This is a genomic window from Bradyrhizobium sp. AZCC 1588, from assembly GCF_036924735.1.
Classification (GTDB): domain Bacteria; phylum Pseudomonadota; class Alphaproteobacteria; order Rhizobiales; family Xanthobacteraceae; genus Bradyrhizobium.
In genome coordinates this window covers 4,664,966-4,681,366 of the sequence record NZ_JAZHSC010000001.1, presented here as the reverse complement: position 1 = coordinate 4,681,366, position 16,401 = coordinate 4,664,966, and the positions used below count along the sequence as shown (strand labels likewise).

General features: G+C 64.2%; 12 protein-coding genes. 6 read left to right on the top strand and 6 right to left on the bottom strand.

Going from position 1 to position 16,401, the window contains the following annotated elements:
* Positions 1-38: 38 nt before the first annotated feature.
* From V1277_RS22010 to V1277_RS22000, 3 genes are all read right to left on the bottom strand, one after another.
* A complete protein-coding gene (locus V1277_RS22010) occupies positions 39-1,841 on the bottom strand; it encodes an ABC transporter ATP-binding protein (RefSeq protein WP_334418079.1) in 1,803 nt (600 codons plus the stop codon).
* Positions 1,842-2,173: 332 nt separating this feature from the next.
* On the bottom strand, positions 2,174-3,757 hold the full coding sequence (locus V1277_RS22005; RefSeq protein ID WP_334418078.1) for a DHA2 family efflux MFS transporter permease subunit: 1,584 nt from the start codon (positions 3,755-3,757) through the stop codon (positions 2,174-2,176).
* A gap of 50 nt (positions 3,758-3,807) precedes the next feature.
* Complete coding sequence (locus tag V1277_RS22000) at positions 3,808-5,109, bottom strand: HlyD family secretion protein (protein WP_334418077.1); 1,302 nt, start codon at positions 5,107-5,109, stop codon at positions 3,808-3,810.
* A 188-nt stretch (positions 5,110-5,297) separates the two neighbouring features.
* On the opposite strand from V1277_RS22000, the gene V1277_RS21995 reads away from it, so the two are divergent.
* Positions 5,298-5,939, top strand: a complete 642-nt coding sequence (locus tag V1277_RS21995) for a TetR/AcrR family transcriptional regulator (protein WP_334418076.1) — start codon at positions 5,298-5,300, stop codon at positions 5,937-5,939.
* 32 nt (positions 5,940-5,971) lie between these two features.
* Here the strand turns inward: V1277_RS21995 and V1277_RS21990 are convergent, their stop codons facing one another.
* A complete protein-coding gene (locus V1277_RS21990; protein ID WP_334418075.1) occupies positions 5,972-8,221 on the bottom strand; it encodes a TonB-dependent siderophore receptor in 2,250 nt (749 codons plus the stop codon).
* Positions 8,222-8,754: 533 nt separating this feature from the next.
* On the opposite strand from V1277_RS21990, the gene V1277_RS21985 reads away from it, so the two are divergent.
* The 5 genes from V1277_RS21985 (at position 8,755) to V1277_RS21965 (ending at position 13,908) form a co-directional block, all read left to right on the top strand.
* The gene (locus V1277_RS21985) at positions 8,755-9,192 is read left to right on the top strand and encodes a YunG family protein (RefSeq protein WP_334418074.1); all 438 of its coding nucleotides are present in this window, start codon (positions 8,755-8,757) and stop codon (positions 9,190-9,192) included.
* A gap of 111 nt (positions 9,193-9,303) precedes the next feature.
* Complete coding sequence (locus V1277_RS21980) at positions 9,304-9,987, top strand: TetR/AcrR family transcriptional regulator (RefSeq protein ID WP_334418073.1); 684 nt, start codon at positions 9,304-9,306, stop codon at positions 9,985-9,987.
* The gene (locus V1277_RS21975; protein WP_334418072.1) at positions 9,984-12,674 is read left to right on the top strand and encodes a molybdopterin-dependent oxidoreductase; all 2,691 of its coding nucleotides are present in this window, start codon (positions 9,984-9,986) and stop codon (positions 12,672-12,674) included. The genes V1277_RS21980 and V1277_RS21975 overlap by 4 nt, the downstream gene beginning before the upstream one ends.
* Positions 12,671-13,594 (top strand): FAD binding domain-containing protein, encoded by a 924-nt coding sequence (locus V1277_RS21970; RefSeq protein WP_334418071.1) that lies wholly within the window; start codon positions 12,671-12,673, stop codon positions 13,592-13,594. Before V1277_RS21975 ends, V1277_RS21970 begins: the two co-directional genes overlap by 4 nt.
* Before the next feature lie 62 nt (positions 13,595-13,656).
* Positions 13,657-13,908 (top strand): type II toxin-antitoxin system VapB family antitoxin, encoded by a 252-nt coding sequence (locus V1277_RS21965; RefSeq protein ID WP_334418070.1) that lies wholly within the window; start codon positions 13,657-13,659, stop codon positions 13,906-13,908.
* Between the two features lie 27 nt (positions 13,909-13,935).
* On the opposite strand, the gene V1277_RS21960 is transcribed toward V1277_RS21965, so the two are convergent.
* Together V1277_RS21960 and V1277_RS21955 are read right to left on the bottom strand one after the other, a co-directional pair.
* Positions 13,936-15,204: an extensin-like domain-containing protein gene (locus V1277_RS21960; RefSeq protein WP_334418069.1), complete on the bottom strand. Its 1,269-nt coding sequence runs from the start codon at positions 15,202-15,204 to the stop codon at positions 13,936-13,938.
* A 353-nt stretch (positions 15,205-15,557) separates the two neighbouring features.
* A complete protein-coding gene (locus V1277_RS21955) occupies positions 15,558-16,379 on the bottom strand; it encodes a DUF2147 domain-containing protein (RefSeq protein WP_334418068.1) in 822 nt (273 codons plus the stop codon).
* Between the last annotated feature and the right edge of the window lie 22 nt (positions 16,380-16,401).

Below are 16,401 nucleotides of genomic sequence, written 5' to 3'. Positions count from 1 at the left end.
TTCCGACATCGATCGGGTCCGCAAGAATACGTGCTACCTCACTCCGCCGCCGAAATGCGGCTGAACTCGGTGGCCTGCAGCTCGAACAGCCCGCGATAGATGCCGCCGGGGCGCGCCGTCAGCGCCGCATGCGTGCCCTGCTCGACGATCTCGCCGCGGTCGAACACCAGGATGCGGTCGAGGCTGCGCACCGTCGACAACCGGTGCGCGATCACGATCGAGGTGCGGCCTTTCATCAGCCGCTCCATCGCCTGCTGGATCAGGCCCTCTGACTCCGAATCAAGGCTCGAGGTTGCCTCGTCCAGGATCAGCACCGGCGCGTCCGCCAGGAACGCGCGTGCCAGCGCGACGCGCTGCCGTTCGCCGCCCGACAGCTTGACGCCGCGCTCGCCGACCAGCGTGCCGTAGCCCTTCGGCAGCCGCAGGATGAAGTCATGCGCGTTGGCAAGCCGCGCCGCCTGCTCGATCGCAGCCATGCTGGCGCCCGGCCGGCCATAGGCGATGTTCTCGGCCAGCGTGCGGTGAAACAGGATCGGCTCCTGCTGCACGATCGCGATCTGGCTGCGCAGCGATTGCTGCGTGGCTTTCGCGACATCCTGACCGTCGATCAGGATTTTTCCGCCGCCGATATCGTAGAGCCGTTGCACCAGCTTGACGAAAGTGGTCTTGCCGGAGCCGGAGCGGCCGACCAGGCCGACCCGTTCGCCGGCGCGGATCTCGACCGACAGTCCGTCATACAGCGGCGCGCGGTGGCCGCCGTAATGGAACGCCACGTCGTCGAACACGATGCCGCCGCCCTGGATGTCGATCGGCTTTGCATCCGGCGCATCGGCAATGCCGATCGGCTCGTCGTGAATCGCGACCAGCTCCTCCATATCGTTGACCGAACGCTGCAGGTTGTTGATGTGCATGCCGACGTCACGCAGGTACGCGTGAATGATGTAGTAGCTGGTCAGCACATAGGTGACGTCGCCCGGCGTGGCGCGGCCGGCGATCCACAACAGGATCGCCCCGCCGATCACGGAGCCGCGAAAGCATAACAGCACCGCAAGTTGCGCCGTCGAGGTGTAGTTATAGCGGTACCACGTCCGACGCACGCGCGTGCGCCAGCGTCCGACGACGCCGGCCAGCCGCGCATCCTCGCGCGCTTCCGCGCCGAATGATTTCACCACCGCATTGCAGGTCAAGGCATCGGCCAGCGTGCCGCCAACCTTGGTGTCCCAGGCGTTGGAGACGCGCGCGGCGGGTGCGATGTAGTTCACCGAAAACGCCATCGTCATCGAGACATAGATGACGGTACCGACCGCGATGACCGCACCTAACACCGGCCAGTGCAGCCCGAGCAGGATCATCGAGCCGACCAGCACCAATAGCGACGGCAGCAGCGCCATCAAGATGGTGTCGTTGAGCAGGTCGAGCGCCCACATGCCGCGCGTGATCTTGCGCACGGTGGAGCCGGCAAAGCTGTTCGCGTGCCAGTCGGTCGAGAAGCGCTGCACGCGCGCGAAAGCGTCGCGCGACACGTCGGACATGGTCGTGAGCGTGAACGGCACGATCGCCTGCAGGCCGGTCAGGCGCAGGATCATCGACATGAGGCCGAGCGCGACGATCCCGCCGAAGGCTACGAACGCAGCCTGTCGCGCGCCGGGATCGGAGGTGCCCAGCGTCAGCGCATCGACCAGCCGGCCGGAGAAGATCGGCATGAACAGGTCGGCCGCGGTTGCCCCCAGCAGGCCGCCGGTTACGACGGCGGCGCGGCCGGGCTGTTGCAGCCAGTGGCGGAACACGAACGGGATCACCACGCGTATCGCCGCGGGACGTTTGTCTGTTTGAACGGTCATGGCGTCATCCGGCTGCGCGAAAGGCGCACGCCGGCTCCATCTGGGTTTGACGCGCGGGCAGCCTCGGGCCGAACGCATGCGTCGTTGAAAACTGTCGTTAAGTCGTTGGGAAGTTTGGAAAGATCGGGCGTCAGGCCCGATCAGGGCCGGCGGAGATCGCGCTCAGCGACGCGACCGAAAAACCAGCACGAGCATCGGACGCGAGGGCGCGATCTGCGAATACATCGAAATCATGCAAATCTCCCCGGTTCGAGCGACAATGCGCAGCTTATAAATGCATCGCGGGTGATTTGCAACATGACAAGGACGTGAACAGCGTTGTCTCGCCGCTTTTAATGCGCATCGCCGCCGAGCGCCGCTGCAGAAGGCTTTTTCAGAACCATCACCAGCAGGCTCAGGGCGAAATAGAACACGGCCAGCATGAAGAAGGCGTCGCCATAGCCCATCACGACGGCCTGGCGGTGCACGATCTGCGACAATTGCTTCATCGCCATCAGCGCGGAATCGCCCATGCCCTGCAGGCGCTGGGTGAACATGTTGAGCGTCTCGACCGCGGTGGCGTTGCCCCAGGTGACACGGTCGTGGAGCCGCGAGATGTGCAGGTCGGCGCGCTCGTTCAGCACCTGGTTGATGACGGCGAGGCCCACCGCACCGCCGAGATTGCGCGTCAGGTTGAACAGACCCGAGGCGTTCTTCACCCGCTCCGGAGCCAGCGTGCCGAGCGCGATCGTGTTGGTCGGCACTATCACCAGCATCAAGCCGGCTCCGCGCAAAATCTGCGGCAGCAGCAATTCGTAGAAATCATACTCTTTCGTCATCCAGGTCATCTGGTACGAGCCGAGCGCGAACAGCACCAGACCGATCGCGATCAGGTAGCGCACGTCGTATTTCGCCATCAGCCGCCCCACGATTGGGGCGGTGAGGAACATGGCGATACCAGAGACGAACATGGTCTCACCGATCATCATCGGGCTGTAGCCGCGCACTTCGGCGAGGTAACGCGGATACATGTAGGTGAGGCCGTAAAGGCCGATGCCGACGCAGAACGAGATCAGGCAGCAGAGGCTGAAATTGCGGTCGGTGAAGGTCCGGAGGTCGACGATCGGCTCTCGCACACTGAACACGCGCCAGAAGAAGGCGATCGCCGAGATCGCACAGATCGCGGCGCAGACCGCGACCGAGGTGTCTTCCAGCCATTGCGACTGCGGCCCCTCTTCCAGCACATATTCGAGCGTGCCGAGGAAGCCGGCCATGAACAGCAGGCCCCACCAGTCGAAATGCTCGAGCAGCGCGAAATTCGGCTTGTCGAAATCGCACAGCGCCCACACGCCGATGGTGATCCCGATGCCGGGAACGATGTTGATGAAGAACAGCCAGTGCCACGACATCGTGTCTGTAATGAATCCGCCGACCGTCGGCCCGATCGTCGGCGCCAGTGTCGCGACCAGGCCGATGATCGGCGCGACGATATGGATTTTCGAACGCGGGAACACCGTATAGGCGGATGCGAACACGGTCGGGATCATGCCCGCGCCCAAAAATCCCTGGATCGCGCGCCACACGATCATCTGTTCGATGGTCGAGGCAAAGCCGCAGAACAAGCTTGCGACGGTGAAGCCGGAGGCGGAAATCGCAAACAGCAAACGTGTGCCGAACGCGCGCGACAGGAAGCCGGATAGCGGGATCGCGATCACCTCGGCGATCAGGTACGAGGTCTGCACCCATGACACTTCGCTGGAACTGGCCGAAAGGCCGGCCTGAATCTGCTGCAGCGACGCCGAGACGACCTGGATGTCCAGGATCGACATGAACATCCCGAACACCATGATGAGAAACGCAAACAGCCGCCGCGGCGGGATGCGCTCGTCGGCCGCGGCATTCATCAGCGAAGGCGATGCGGTGGTGGCGTCGGCCATGATCAGCTCGGCACAGGCGCCGGGCGTTTCGCCCGGGCTCGAGGTATGAATTACTGCGGTTGAACCGTCGCGGGCGCGTCGAGGTCGGCTTCGCTGTCCGCGTCGGCGGCGCCTTCGCGGGTGTCGACGGTCACATAGACAGACATGCCGGCGCGCAGCAGGTTCTGCTTCGCAACGTCCTTCGGCACGCGAATGCGAACCGGCAGCCGCTGCACGATCTTGGTGAAGTTGCCGGTGGCGTTATCTGGCGGCAGCAGCGTGAACACCGATCCTGCAGCGGGTGAAATGCTGTCGACGACGCCGGCGAATTTGCGATGGCCGTACGCATCCACCGATATTTTTACGGGCTGGCCGGGACGGATGCGCTTGAGCTGGGTTTCCTTGTAATTGGCGTCGATGAAGACGTCGTTGAGCGGCACCACATTGGCGAGCCGCTGCCCGGCCTGGATGAAATCGCCGGCATTGACGAGGCGATTGGAGAAGGTGCCGTCGACGGGAGCGCGCACCGAGGTGAAGGCAAGGTCGCGCTCCGCCTTGGCAAGCTGGGTCTGCAACTCCACGAGCTGCGCGCGGGCCTCGGCCTGCTGCGCCTTCGTCACCTCGACGTTGTCGCGCGCGGCGTCATGGGCGGCCTGCGCCGACTTCACCGCGGCAAGGCTCTGGTCGCGGCCGGCTTCGGAAACCTCGAACGCGGCGCGCGAGGCAAAGCCCTTGGTGCTCAGCGTCTGCTGGCGATCGAAGTCGAGGCCTGCGCGCTTCATCGCCGCTTCCGCGGAAGCGAGCTGCGCCCTGGTCTGCTCGACGGCGCTTTCCAGCGCCGTGACCTGACGGCCGATACGGTCGATGGTCGCCTGCTGGGTCGCGATCTTGCTGCGCGCGGCATCCACCGCGATGCGGTAGTCGCCGTCGTCGATCCTGAAAATCACGTCGCCGGCGCGAACGAGCGAATTGTCGCGCGGCAGGATAGCCGCGACATGGCCCGATACCCGGGCGCCGAGCGTGGTGTTGTTGGCGCGAACGTAGGCATCGTCGGTCGAAACATAGAAGCGGCCGACGAGAACGAAGTAGACCCCATAAGCGGCGGCCGCGAGCACGAGCAAGCCGAGCACGCCGATCATGATGAACTTGCGCTTGCCCGGTTTCGCCGTCGCCGAGGCATCGACGGACGCCGCGGCCGGCTTTTCAATTGCGGGGGCGCCGGGCGGCTCCGCGGGACGACGCCTGGTTTCTTCCGCTACGTGGGTCCGCAACTGATCGGCGAACTGAGGTCCGGCCTCGGGCGCGGCTTCATCCTGCGCCCCGTCCGGCTCGGCGCGAACGACGCGTGCCGCCTGGTCTCTCGCTGCGGCCATTAAAGGGCCTCCCCATTCCAAAATATCGCGATGCATGAGGCCACGGAAACCGGCCGCACTGGCGCCTTTAACTCAAAATATCATTGACCGAACGGTTCGGTCAAGTTAGATTACTGATATCGACCATAAAGCGAAAATAGGCTTCCCGCTATATCCGGGGTTGAATACTCGCGCGAGAAGATAAACCAATGGTTGCACCCACAGCAAACACGATTCATCCCTTAGGCGAGGAGGACAGTTCGAAGCGCCGCCAGATTTTGGACGGCGCGCGCAAGGTGTTCATGGATCTGGGTTTTGATGGGGCCAGCATGAACGAAATTGCGCGGTCAGCCGGCGTCTCCAAGGGCACGCTTTACGTTTACTTCGCCGACAAGAGCCGGCTGTTCGAGGCCATTGTCGAGGACGACGCGCTCGAAAAAAGCAAGATCGCGTACAATCTCGATCCGAAACGCGATGTCGAGACCACGCTGCGCGAATTCGGCCGAACCTATATCGGTTCGATCTGCCGGCCGGGCGGCGGTTCGTCGATCCGCACGGTAATGGCAATCGCCGAGCGGATGCCGGAGGTCGGACGCCAATTTTACGGGAACGTGCTGGCAAAGACGATCAACCGCCTCGCCGAGTATCTGCAGGCGCATGTCCGGTCGAACGATCTTGCGATCGACGATTGCGCCCTCGCCGCCGCGCAGTTCCTGCAGATGTGCCAGGCGACGCTGTTCCTGCCGTTCGTGTTTCAGGCCGAGCCGGCGCCGTCGGCAGAGCGCATCGCGCGCGTGGTCGACAGCGCAACGCGGATGTTCCTGCAGACCTATCGGGCGAAGCCGGCGTAAGACCGGCCTGCGCTTTTCCGATGATGCCCTCGCTAGAATCTGTACGTCGCGCTCCCCAGCACGGTGCGGCCAATGCCGAAGAAGCAGTCGCCACGCGACCAGCAGGTGGTGACATGACGCTTGTCGGCGATGTTGCTGGCGTTGACCTGAAACCGCCAAGGGCCGGTCTCGTAGCGGATCATGGCGTCGAACAGCGTGTAATCAGGCGTGCGGATGGCGTCGGTGCCGTCCCAGGACTCGCCGATGTAGCGCACGCCGCCGCCGACGGTGACGCCTTGCAGGCCCAGCGCGGTGAGACGGTACTTCGCCCATAGCGAGGCCTGATGGTCAGGGACGGTCTCGACACGCTTGCCGGCATTGTCGCCGCTTTCCACCCGAGCATCGAGGTAGGAATAGGCACCGATCAGATCGAGGTCCGGTGTCACGCGGCTGATCACCTCGAGCTCGGCGCCGCGAATGCGCACCTGCCCGGTCTGGACCGAGAGCAGAGCGCCGTCGGGGCTGCTCGCCAGCCGGTTCTTCTCGATGGTGTCAAAGATCGCACCGTTGATCGCCGTGCCGGGCATTGGATTGTACTTGAAGCCCAGCTCCACCATTTCGCCCTGCTGTGCCTTGCAGGTGCCGCCGACGCAGATGCCGGAGCCGAAGATCGGAGTGAAGGATTGCGCATAGGTGACATAGGGCGTCAGGCCGAACGGCAATTCGTACATCAGTCCCGCGCGGCCAGTGGTCGCCCTGGTGTCTTCCGCCGGCGCCCCTTGCACGTTGTTGGTGACAAAATCCTGGCGCAGGCCGACGACCGCCAGCCACGGCCCGAGCCGCATCTGGTCCTGCGCGTAGAGCCCGAGCTGGCTCTGCCGTAGGTCCGGTTCCCGCGATAACGGCGGCGCAGCGACGCCGTTATAAACCGGCGCATAGAGATCGAACCGCGTCAGATCGAGGTAGGTGCCAGACAACGCGCTTTCCTGAAGGCTGCGATAGTCGACGCCGAACAGCACTTTGTGCGTGATCGGGCCGGTCGCGAACTTCAATTCGGCGTTGCTGTCCGAGGTAAAACTGTTCTTGCTGGTTTCCCGTCCCGAGACGAACCGTGCCACGGTGCGCCGCTGAGGATCCCCCAGAAATGGATCGGGGTTTGAATAGATGTCCGGATAGATGAACCGGTAGATGCCCTCGATATGGGCGTAACGCATGTTCTGCCGGATCTTCAGGCCGTCGCTGAAGCTGTGCTCGAACAGGCTAGAGACCGCGCCGGTTTCGGTCTGGTAGCGATCATAGCTGGGCTCGCTGGCAAATCGCCGCACTGGAATAAGCCCGTTGGGGCCGGGGAACAGTGTGCCCTCATGCGGCAGGAACGCAGTGGAGATACCGCTCATATCCTTTTGATAGGTGCCGAGCACGGTCCAACTGGTGTTGTTGGTCGGCCGCCACGTCAGCGACGGCGCCAGCACGATGCGGTCATCCTTGACGTAGTCGGTTTGCGTATTGCTGTCGCGGAATACGCCGATGAAGCGATATAGCCACTCGCCGTCCTTGGTGAGTTTACCTGTGCTATCGAGCTGCACCTGCTTGCGGTTGAAACTGCCATATTGCACGCCGATCTCGTTGAAGGCCTCCGCCTGCGGACGCTTCGAAATCAGGTTCAGCAGGCCTGCCGTCGAGGTGTCGCCATACAGCACCGATGACGGCCCGCGCAGCACCTCGATGCGCTCCAGCGTGTAGGGATCGGGCCGCCATTCGTTGAACTGGAACGTGTTCACCACGCGGGTGCCGTCGAGATAGATATTTGGATCCTGGCCACGAATGCGCGGATAGTCGCCGCGCGAATCCGGGCCATAGGCGTCGGCGAACACGCCGGGCACGTAGCGCAGCGTTTCCTGCACGGTGAGCGCGCCCTGGTCGGTGACGCGGTCGGCGGTCACCACCGTGATCGATTGCGGCGTTTCGCGCAGCGGCGTGTCGGTCTTGGTGCCGGTGCCGCTTTGCCCGGCGAGATAGCCGCGCACCGGTCCGGTGCCCGTTTCCGGGCGTGCGCCGGCCGCAGCCGCCGCATCGGGCGTCACGGCGTTGCGCTGGGCCGTGCGACGGCTCGCCGCTGACGCGGCTTGCCGTCTCGGTACGGGACGCGAGCGCGCGGCCGGCGGACGTGAGGGCTGGTCGACCACGACGGCCGGCAATTCACGCGCGGACGATTGCGCTTCCGCCGGCGTCACATCGATCATCGCGGCGAGCATCGGCAGCGCGGCGCCGAGCCATCCCGCGGTCTTCAAGCATGCAGTCATTTCCAGTCCTCATCGCTTCGCGCGGGACCAGTAACAAGCATGACCATGGTGATGAAGCGCGCGAAGGATGAAACAACGAACCAATCACGGGTTTAGAATTAGTATTCCTCCAAGAACCTGGATTGCGCCGATCGGCGGTTGTGAGGAATTGGCAATACGCGGCTTTGCGCGAGTACGCGGATGCATCGTTGTTGTAGCCACTGTGGCGCAGCAGCAGCTCGCAGGGAACCAAGGAAGTGGGGAACAAAATGATGCCATCGCACGTAATGGTTGCGTTTCGCAGCGACATCAACGAAAATGCCTTGGCTTAGGAACCAAAGTTCCGCTGGATAGTTTATCTCCGCTCGGAGGCAGGGATGATGTCCGTCAAGAGCGCACTTTTTTGGATGACCGGCGTTCCGCTGTCGATCATTCTGCTGCTCGCACTCTTCCTGCATCCCGGCTGACGCGTTCGTTAGCCGGTCTCTGCTCGCGCCACGAAGCCGTGACGCGCGACTCGGCAGAAGCACCATCGCCGCACGCACGGGGTAATGATGACGACGGGTTGCTCATCCCTGATCGGCCTCTACCACAAGCTGCGCAGCGCCTGGTCGGCGGAGACGAGCAGCCAGTGGCGGTCCGACAATCCCGCGGCGGGTCAATGCTCGGTGACGACGCTGGTGATCCAGGACGAACTCGGAGGCGAGATCCTGAAAACGCAGGTCAACGGCGCCTGGCATTTCTACAATCAGGTCAACGGGCGGCGCGTCGATTTCACGATGAGCCAGTTCGACAGCCCAATCGGGTATGATGACCTGCCAAGCAACAGGCAGGAGGCGCTCGATGACACGTCCATGAAGCGATACGAATTGCTTCTCGGACGGATTCGATCGGGTCGACTGCTTTCGGAACCTGTCGCGCCTGTCCCGGGCGCGCTGCAGCGCGCCAGCGACGCGTCGCAGAACCGGGACCCATCATCGCGCGGCGGATAGTGGCCCCCGGCTCTGCGGTGCACCACTTCGTGGCGCATCGCGTCCGGGCACGTATCAGTGCGCCCCGGTGGCCCGACTTGACATTTTGTATAATTTTGTCAAAATCGTCAAATGGGTCCGCGCACGCGCATTCTGGATGCCGCGATGCTGGTATTCCGCCGGCACGGTTTTCGACGCTCGTCGATCGAGCAGGCGGCGGAGGCCGCCGGACTGACGCGGCAGGCGCTCTACCATCATTTCAAATCCAAGGAAGCGCTGTTTCGCGCCGTCATCGAACGGCTGCATGAGGAAGCGCTCGCCGCCGAAATCGCCGCGGCCGGCGCCGCCGAGAAGCAAGGCCGCAGCCTCGCCGATATTCTCGTCGCATCGGTCTCCGCCAAGCTCGGACAATTGGCCGCTTCGCTCGACGGCTCGCCGCATGTCGAGGAGCTGTTCTCCGAACATCTCCTGCAGGCGCGCGACCTCTATCAGAAATATGCCGCCGCCTATGCGGATCAGCTCGACGCGACGATCACACGCGTTTGCCGCAAGCAGGGCCTCGTTCTCAACGCCGGCATGACGCCGCGCGATCTTGCGCGATGCGTGGAGATGGCGGTCAACGGCACCAAATCCGCCTACCCCGCGATGCAGCCGACTGACGCCTTCCTGAAGGATCTGGAAATCATGCTGCGCACGCTGATCGCCGGGGCCGTCGGCCCGGCGAAGCAGCCGCGCGGGGCCAAACCGAAGCCGGCCAAGAAACCCGACAAGAAACCCGACAAGAAATCCGCCCGCAAACCTGGAGATCGCAGATGAGCACCATGACGATCAACGGCAAGCTCGCTCCCCTCCCCGACGATCCCGATGCGCTGCTGGTCGACGTCGTGCGCGACGAACTCGACCTCACCGGCACCAAGCTTGTGTGCGGGGCCGGCGTCTGCGGCGCTTGCACGGTGCTGGTCGACGGCGAGCCTGCCGTGAGTTGCCTGATGCCGGCGCGCACCGCCGCTGACAGAAACGTGACTACGGTCGAAGGCATCGACGCGGAAACGCTTCACCCGGTGCAGAAGGCCTTCATGGCGCACGACGCCCTGCAATGCGGCTTCTGCACGCCGGGCTTCATCGTCGAGGCTGCGGCGTTTCACGATTCCTGGCGTGCGGCCAAGGCAACGGCGGTGCCCTCGCGCGAGGAAATCGGCGCGGCGCTGTCGGGGCATCTCTGCCGCTGCGGCGCCTATGACGGAATCTTCCGCGCCGTGGCGGATGCCTGCGCCGGCCACTTCGACGGCGAGGAGTTCGTTCCGCCGCGCATGGAAGCGCGCGACAAGGTGACGGGATCGGCGAAGTATACCGTCGACATCCATCATGACGGCCAGCTCGAAGGCGTGATCCTGCGCTCGCCGTTCGCGCATGCGCGCATCGGTGAGCTCGATCTCACCGCCGCGCGCGCCATGCCGGGTGTGAGTGCAGCGATCTCGCTGCTCGGCGACGACCGCATCGTCCGCTTTGTCGGTGAACCGATCGCGGCGGTCGCGGCCAGGGATCGCAAGACGGCGCTGGCCGCCATCGCCGCCATCAAGCTCGTAGGCGAACGCCTGCCGTCGGTGATCGGGCTCGATGAAGCACGCAGGGCCGATGCGCCCGTCGTGTTCGAAAAATCCACGCGCAAGAAGGCCGGTAACGTCTCCGAAGGCGCCGGAGCGCCCGCCTCCTGGAAAGGCAACATCCGCGGCCCCTCGGCGGCGTTCTCCAAGAAGCCGAAGAAGGTGCGAAGCTGGATCGACAGCGCGCGCTCCGCGAACAATCCGCTGCTGGTGGAGGGCACCTTCCGCACCGGCACGCAACAGCATGCCTGCCTCGAGCCGCATGCGGCGGTCGCGCGTTTCGACGGCGATCGGCTCACCGTGCATGTCTCGACGCAAGCCGTGTTTCACCTGATGGAGCTGATCGCCAAGCGCTACAAACTCGCCCACGATAAGGTGCGCGTGATTGCCGACCATGTCGGTGGCGGCTTTGGCTCGAAGGCTGCGCTTGGCGTGGAAACGACCACCGCGATCGAGCTGGCGCGCGAGGCCAAGGCGCCGGTGCGCGTCGCCTACGATCGGCACGAGGAGCTTTCGGTTACCGGCTATCGGCCAGCGGCGGAGATGAAGGTCGCGCTGCTGCCGTCCGACCAGGGCGAATTGAAAGCGCTTTCGTTCACCGCTTATGCCGATACAGGAGCTGCGACCAATTCAACCATCGCGGCACTTGCCCGCCTGATCTATCCCGCAGAAGGCAAGGAACTGGCCGATTTCGATGTCATCAGCAATTTGCCGGCTGGTGCCCCCTTCCGCGGTCCCGGCGGGCCGCCGATGGCGTTTGCGCTGGAGCAGGCGATCGACGAAGCGGCGGTGCGCATGAACATCGACGCGATCGCGCTTCGCAAACGCTGGGATCCCGATCCCAACCGCCAGCGGCTCTACGATTGGGCTTCGAGCCTCGAGGTCTGGCGCAACCGCAAACCGGTCGCTGCGCAAAGCGGCCGTTATCGCCGCGGCGTCGGCGTCGCCACCGGCTACTGGCTGTACTTGTGGCAGCCCGGCTCCAAGGTCGAGGTGGCCGTGAAGGGCGGACGCCTGATCGCCAGCACCGCGACGCAGGATATCGGCACCGGCACCCGCACCGTGATCGCCAATACGCTCGCACGCGAGTTTGGGCTGGAGCCGCACGAAGTCGAAGTCCGGATCGGCGATTCCAAACTGCCGGAAGGGCCGGGCTCCGGCGGCAGCCGGGTGACGGCTTCGGTGATCCCGCCGATGCTGCTCGCCATCGAGCAGTTGAAAGCCGCGATACAGCAAAGCGCAAAACGGCAACCGGTCCCCGGCTCCAATGCGCCGTGGCGCGAAATGCTGGCGGCCTCGCCCGACCTCTCCGCTTCCGGAGTGCGGCCGGAAGACTCCAGGCAGATGGCGCCGGGCATCCAGTCGCCGCTCAAGCAAGCCGGCTTCATGGGTTGGATCTTCGGCTGGATGATGCGGCGCTTCTCCAATCTTGCGATCGGCGCCGGCGTGCCGAGCTCGGTGCAGATTGTCGAAGTCGAGGTCGATACCTGGCTCGGCCATGTCAGCGTCGTAAAGGTTCACACCGGCATTGCGGTCGGCAAGGTGGTGGCGCCCGCGCTGGCGCACAGCCAGGCTGCTGGCGCGGTCATCCAGGGCGTCGGCTACGCGCTCTATGAAACACGCGAGGTCGATTCCCGCACCGGAGATGTGCTCAGCGGCGGCATGGAAGATTATCGCATTCCCGGAATCGCCGACACGCCTGTCATCGACGTGCATTTCGACCAGGGCGGATTCGATCACGTGCTCGGCGGCAGTGTCGGCATCGGCGAGGTCGCAACCGTGCCGACCTCGCCCGCGGTCGCCAACGCTATTCACCACGCGACCGGGGTTCGGCTGACCGAACTGCCGATCCGCCCCGACCGTCTCGTCGCCGCGCTCAAAGGGAGGGCCGCCGCATGACACCGACAGCCATGACCGCCACGCAAGCCGGCGAATTCCGCGCCGCCGGCACCGACCTCTCCGAGCGGCGCCGCAGCGGCGTCTCGACGGGACCGTTGATCGATATTTCAGCCGCGCCCGACATGATCGGGATGCATTGGGGCGCCGACGGAAGTTTGCGCCTCGGTGCCTTCACCACCATTGCCGCCATCGCGGCCGATGCACGCGTCGCCGCGGCGTATCCGGGCATCGCCGCTTCCGCGCAAGGATTAGCGACACCGCAGGTCCGTCACTTCGCCACCCTCGGCGGCAATCTCGCGCAACGTTCGCGCTGCTGGTATTTTCGAAATCCGCACATCGCCTGTCTCAGGAAGGGCGGACCGGATTGTCCCGCGCGGTCCGGCAATCATCTCTACCACGTCGCGTTCGACCTCGGCCCCTGCGTGGCGCCGCATCCCTCGACGATGGCCGCGGCGCTGCTTGCCCATGATGCGAAAGTGATGACCGACCAGCGGAGCTCCCTGACGATCGGCGAGCTCCTCGGCGACGGCCGCGACGGCGGCTCCGACAACGCACTGCAGCCGCGCGAGATGATCAAGAGCGTCGAGCTTCCCTCACCGCTCCAAGGCGAGCACGCGCTGTACAAGCGCGCGATCAGCCGCACCCATGCCGAATGGCCGCTGGTCGAAGTCTGCGCCCGCGCCGTGGTAAGGGACGGCGCATTCCAGTTCGTCCGCCTGGCCGCCGGCGGCATCGCCCCGGTGCCGCTGCGGCTTGCGGCTGCGGAAGCGGCGGTGCAGGGCAAGGCGGCCAGCGCAGCGAATATCGCTAGCGCCGCCGAGCAGGCGACGGCAGGCGCCAAGCCGTTGCCGATGACGGGCTACAAGCTCGATCTGCTGAAGGGCGTGGTGCGGGACTTGCTGGAGCGATTGGCGGGGTAGATCGCGATATTGTTGGATCGATGATGGATGCTTAATGTATTCTGCCATCAACGGATATGCCCATGCGTCTGATCATCGAGAACGATGAAGCGTACGAGCTGGCAATCGAACTGGCGGAACTTACGGGCGAAACCCCGACGTCCGCCACATTATTGGCGCTGCGACAACGCCTGATGCGAGAACGCCGTCGCCGAAGCGCTGATACTATTGCTGCGAAGCTGATGAAGATCGGAAAGCGGTATGCGGCGTTACCAGACGCCGGCCCGACGCCTGACGAGCTTCTCGGTTATGACGAGCGCGGCTTACCCAGGTGATCTACGCGTTAGGCAGTTCGCTCAACGCTAATGATGATGATCCTCGTACTCGTCGTCCTCGTTGACCTTGCTGTTGCCCCTGGGCCAGCGCGACCAGGTTTTTTTGCTGCCGAGCGATCCCGTCAAATAGGGATCGCGTGACGCATAAGGATTACGCTGGGCGCGCGCGGCGACCTGTTCGCCCGATACCGCGGCGGGCTGACAGATGGTGCGGCGCGAGGGGCGGCGCATCAGGTCGACGTGAAGGTGATCCTCGTGGTGGGAGTTGGAGCCCGGCGCCAGCACGGTGTTGAACTGCTGGCAGGCGGCCGCGTGCACATCGCGCAGAAAGCCCTGCTCTTCCGGCACGCCGCGCCAGCCGCCTTTCACCGTGATGCGCCTGCCGTCGGCGAGCGTGAAGGCTGCGATGTCGAGCGCGTTGCCGAACGCGTGCTCGGAAATATGCGCATGCGGATTGCCGTTCATGCCGCGGCAGGAATAGGCGGAGATCTGCTTGATCTCGACGACGCGCATGCCGAACCAGCGCATCGCCGCCGGCTGCACGGAATCGGTCAGCCAGCGGTCGAGCGCGGAGACGATCGGACATGCCAGCGTCGCCGCCGGCTTCATCGAGACCTGACCGAAGGCGCTGACGGAATTGCCTGGCGCGGGACCGAGCCGCGGCGCAGCCGGCGATGGCGAATTGGATGGCGGCGGATACGGCGCAGAAGACGGCGCGGTGTAACGGTCACGCGGTGGATAGGATGGTGGCGCCGCATAACCGCCGCCGTGCGGCGTCGGCACGCCTTCGGGCGGCAGATCGATGTCCTCCTGTTGCGAGGCGACACCCGGCGCGGACAGCGAGATCGGGCCGTTCGACGGCGCGGCATAGTTCGGCTGGCGCGGCGCCGGATTCGGATAGTTTCCTGAATGGCTCCCAGGATAGTTTCCAGAATAGCTCCCAGAAGAGTTCCCTTGGGGCGGAGGCGCCGGGGCGCGCGCGATCGGCCAGCGCGGCTGATTGCCGATATTGGCGGGCGGCCGCAGGCTTTCGTCGGCAAAGCCGAAAGAGGTGGTGTTTTCGCCGAGCGCCGCCACTTTCAGCGGATATTCCGCGCCGCACACGCCGGGACCGGAGATCGGATCGATCCGGACCAGCTCCGGGCTCTCCTTGACCGCGCCGGACTTCAGACATGCGACTTCGGCCTCGGTACGCCACGGTTCGCGCTCGGCGGACTGAAAAAATCCGCGGCCACAACCCGCTAGCGAGACGAGGACGAAGGAGCCGACGAGATACAAACGAACTCCGCGCGTCATCCCGCGCACGTTCAACCAATTTATTTAAAGACTCTTCAACATGTTGATTTAACGATTTTTTTACCACGTTGCCGGGGCTGCCGACCGTGGAGATTCCGTGGATGGACAGCGGCGCTGACTTTTTGGGCCGGGAACGCTTTGCTAACCTTAAGTGTTAGGTGCGGGCAGACGTGAACCCAGGGAGCCTTCCCAATGGATTTCGTAAGTCCTCTCGTCAGCAGACTTGGCGTTGTAACCGCGTATGTTGCAATTGCCTTCGTCGGCGCGATTGTGCTTGGCGTGTTCTAGACTACCCGTCCAGACAATGGACCGAACGCCCGGTGACCAAGTCACCGGGCGTTTTCGCGAGCCATTCATGAGCGCGGCTCGGCGGACACCATCGTCAGGCTATCGGCGCGGCGCATGATACGGCTCCAATTGTTACCAGAGCAGTAGAAGCGGAGAAGCGCGCAGGCCTCGACGCGAAGCGTATCGCTCCCCTTCATCGACATCGTGCCGTAATACGTCTCGCCGCTGTCCTGGCTGTAGACGCCGCCGGTCCATTGCCTTTCCGTCTTCGGCTTCATATTGATCAGAACGGCCTCACCCTTCTCGTTCGACGATGAATTGAGCACATAGCCGCACAGCGCGCCGCCGCATTTTCCGATCCGCACCCTTCCCTTGCCTTCCGTCTGCCAGTCGCCGATCGGCGAATCCGATGGTTCTTCCTCGGCCTGACGCGAGACGCGTTCAACCTGTAGCGCAGGCTGCACAGTTTCGGCCGGTTTCGCAGGCGGCGGCGGCAATGGAATCGAAACCTGCTGAGCCGGCGGGGGCGCAGGCGGCGGAGTTGGCGGAGACGGTGGCGGCGCGACGATTTCCGTCGTCGATGCGGCCGGGGTGTAGACGGCCGGCGGCGCGGCGACGACGGTGGGCGCCGCCGCTGGCGGCGCAGGCGGCGAAACCGTCTGTGCAGGCTTCGCCGGCATGGCCCCATCGCGATCATCGTCATGGCGGTCGCGTTTGTGGCGCCAGTTGAGGCTTCTGGAGACCGACATCGAGGCACAGGACGTCGAACGGCAATGCCTGGAGGATTCGATGTGCACCCGATGGCTGCCGATCTTGAATGAAATCGCGCCTGCATGGGCGGAAGAACCAAACAGCATCAGCACGGCGAGAAAACAAATCTGTTTCATCGAAGCCTCCCGCGGGTGATCT

What these genes read in the sequence shown, in the direction of transcription:
- V1277_RS22010 (WP_334418079.1), bottom strand. Translation starts at nt 1,841, where the DNA reads ATGACCGTTCAAACAGACAAACGTCCCGCGGCGATACGCGTGGTGATC.
- V1277_RS22005 (WP_334418078.1), bottom strand. Translation starts at nt 3,757, where the DNA reads ATGGCCGACGCCACCACCGCATCGCCTTCGCTGATGAATGCCGCGGCC.
- V1277_RS22000 (WP_334418077.1), bottom strand. Translation starts at nt 5,109, where the DNA reads ATGGCCGCAGCGAGAGACCAGGCGGCACGCGTCGTTCGCGCCGAGCCG.
- V1277_RS21995 (WP_334418076.1), top strand. Translation starts at nt 5,298, where the DNA reads ATGGTTGCACCCACAGCAAACACGATTCATCCCTTAGGCGAGGAGGAC.
- V1277_RS21990 (WP_334418075.1), bottom strand. Translation starts at nt 8,221, where the DNA reads ATGACTGCATGCTTGAAGACCGCGGGATGGCTCGGCGCCGCGCTGCCG.
- V1277_RS21985 (WP_334418074.1), top strand. Translation starts at nt 8,755, where the DNA reads ATGACGACGGGTTGCTCATCCCTGATCGGCCTCTACCACAAGCTGCGC.
- V1277_RS21980 (WP_334418073.1), top strand. Translation starts at nt 9,304, where the DNA reads ATGGGTCCGCGCACGCGCATTCTGGATGCCGCGATGCTGGTATTCCGC.
- V1277_RS21975 (WP_334418072.1), top strand. Translation starts at nt 9,984, where the DNA reads ATGAGCACCATGACGATCAACGGCAAGCTCGCTCCCCTCCCCGACGAT.
- V1277_RS21970 (WP_334418071.1), top strand. Translation starts at nt 12,671, where the DNA reads ATGACACCGACAGCCATGACCGCCACGCAAGCCGGCGAATTCCGCGCC.
- V1277_RS21965 (WP_334418070.1), top strand. Translation starts at nt 13,657, where the DNA reads ATGCGTCTGATCATCGAGAACGATGAAGCGTACGAGCTGGCAATCGAA.
- V1277_RS21960 (WP_334418069.1), bottom strand. Translation starts at nt 15,204, where the DNA reads ATGACGCGCGGAGTTCGTTTGTATCTCGTCGGCTCCTTCGTCCTCGTC.
- V1277_RS21955 (WP_334418068.1), bottom strand. Translation starts at nt 16,379, where the DNA reads ATGAAACAGATTTGTTTTCTCGCCGTGCTGATGCTGTTTGGTTCTTCC.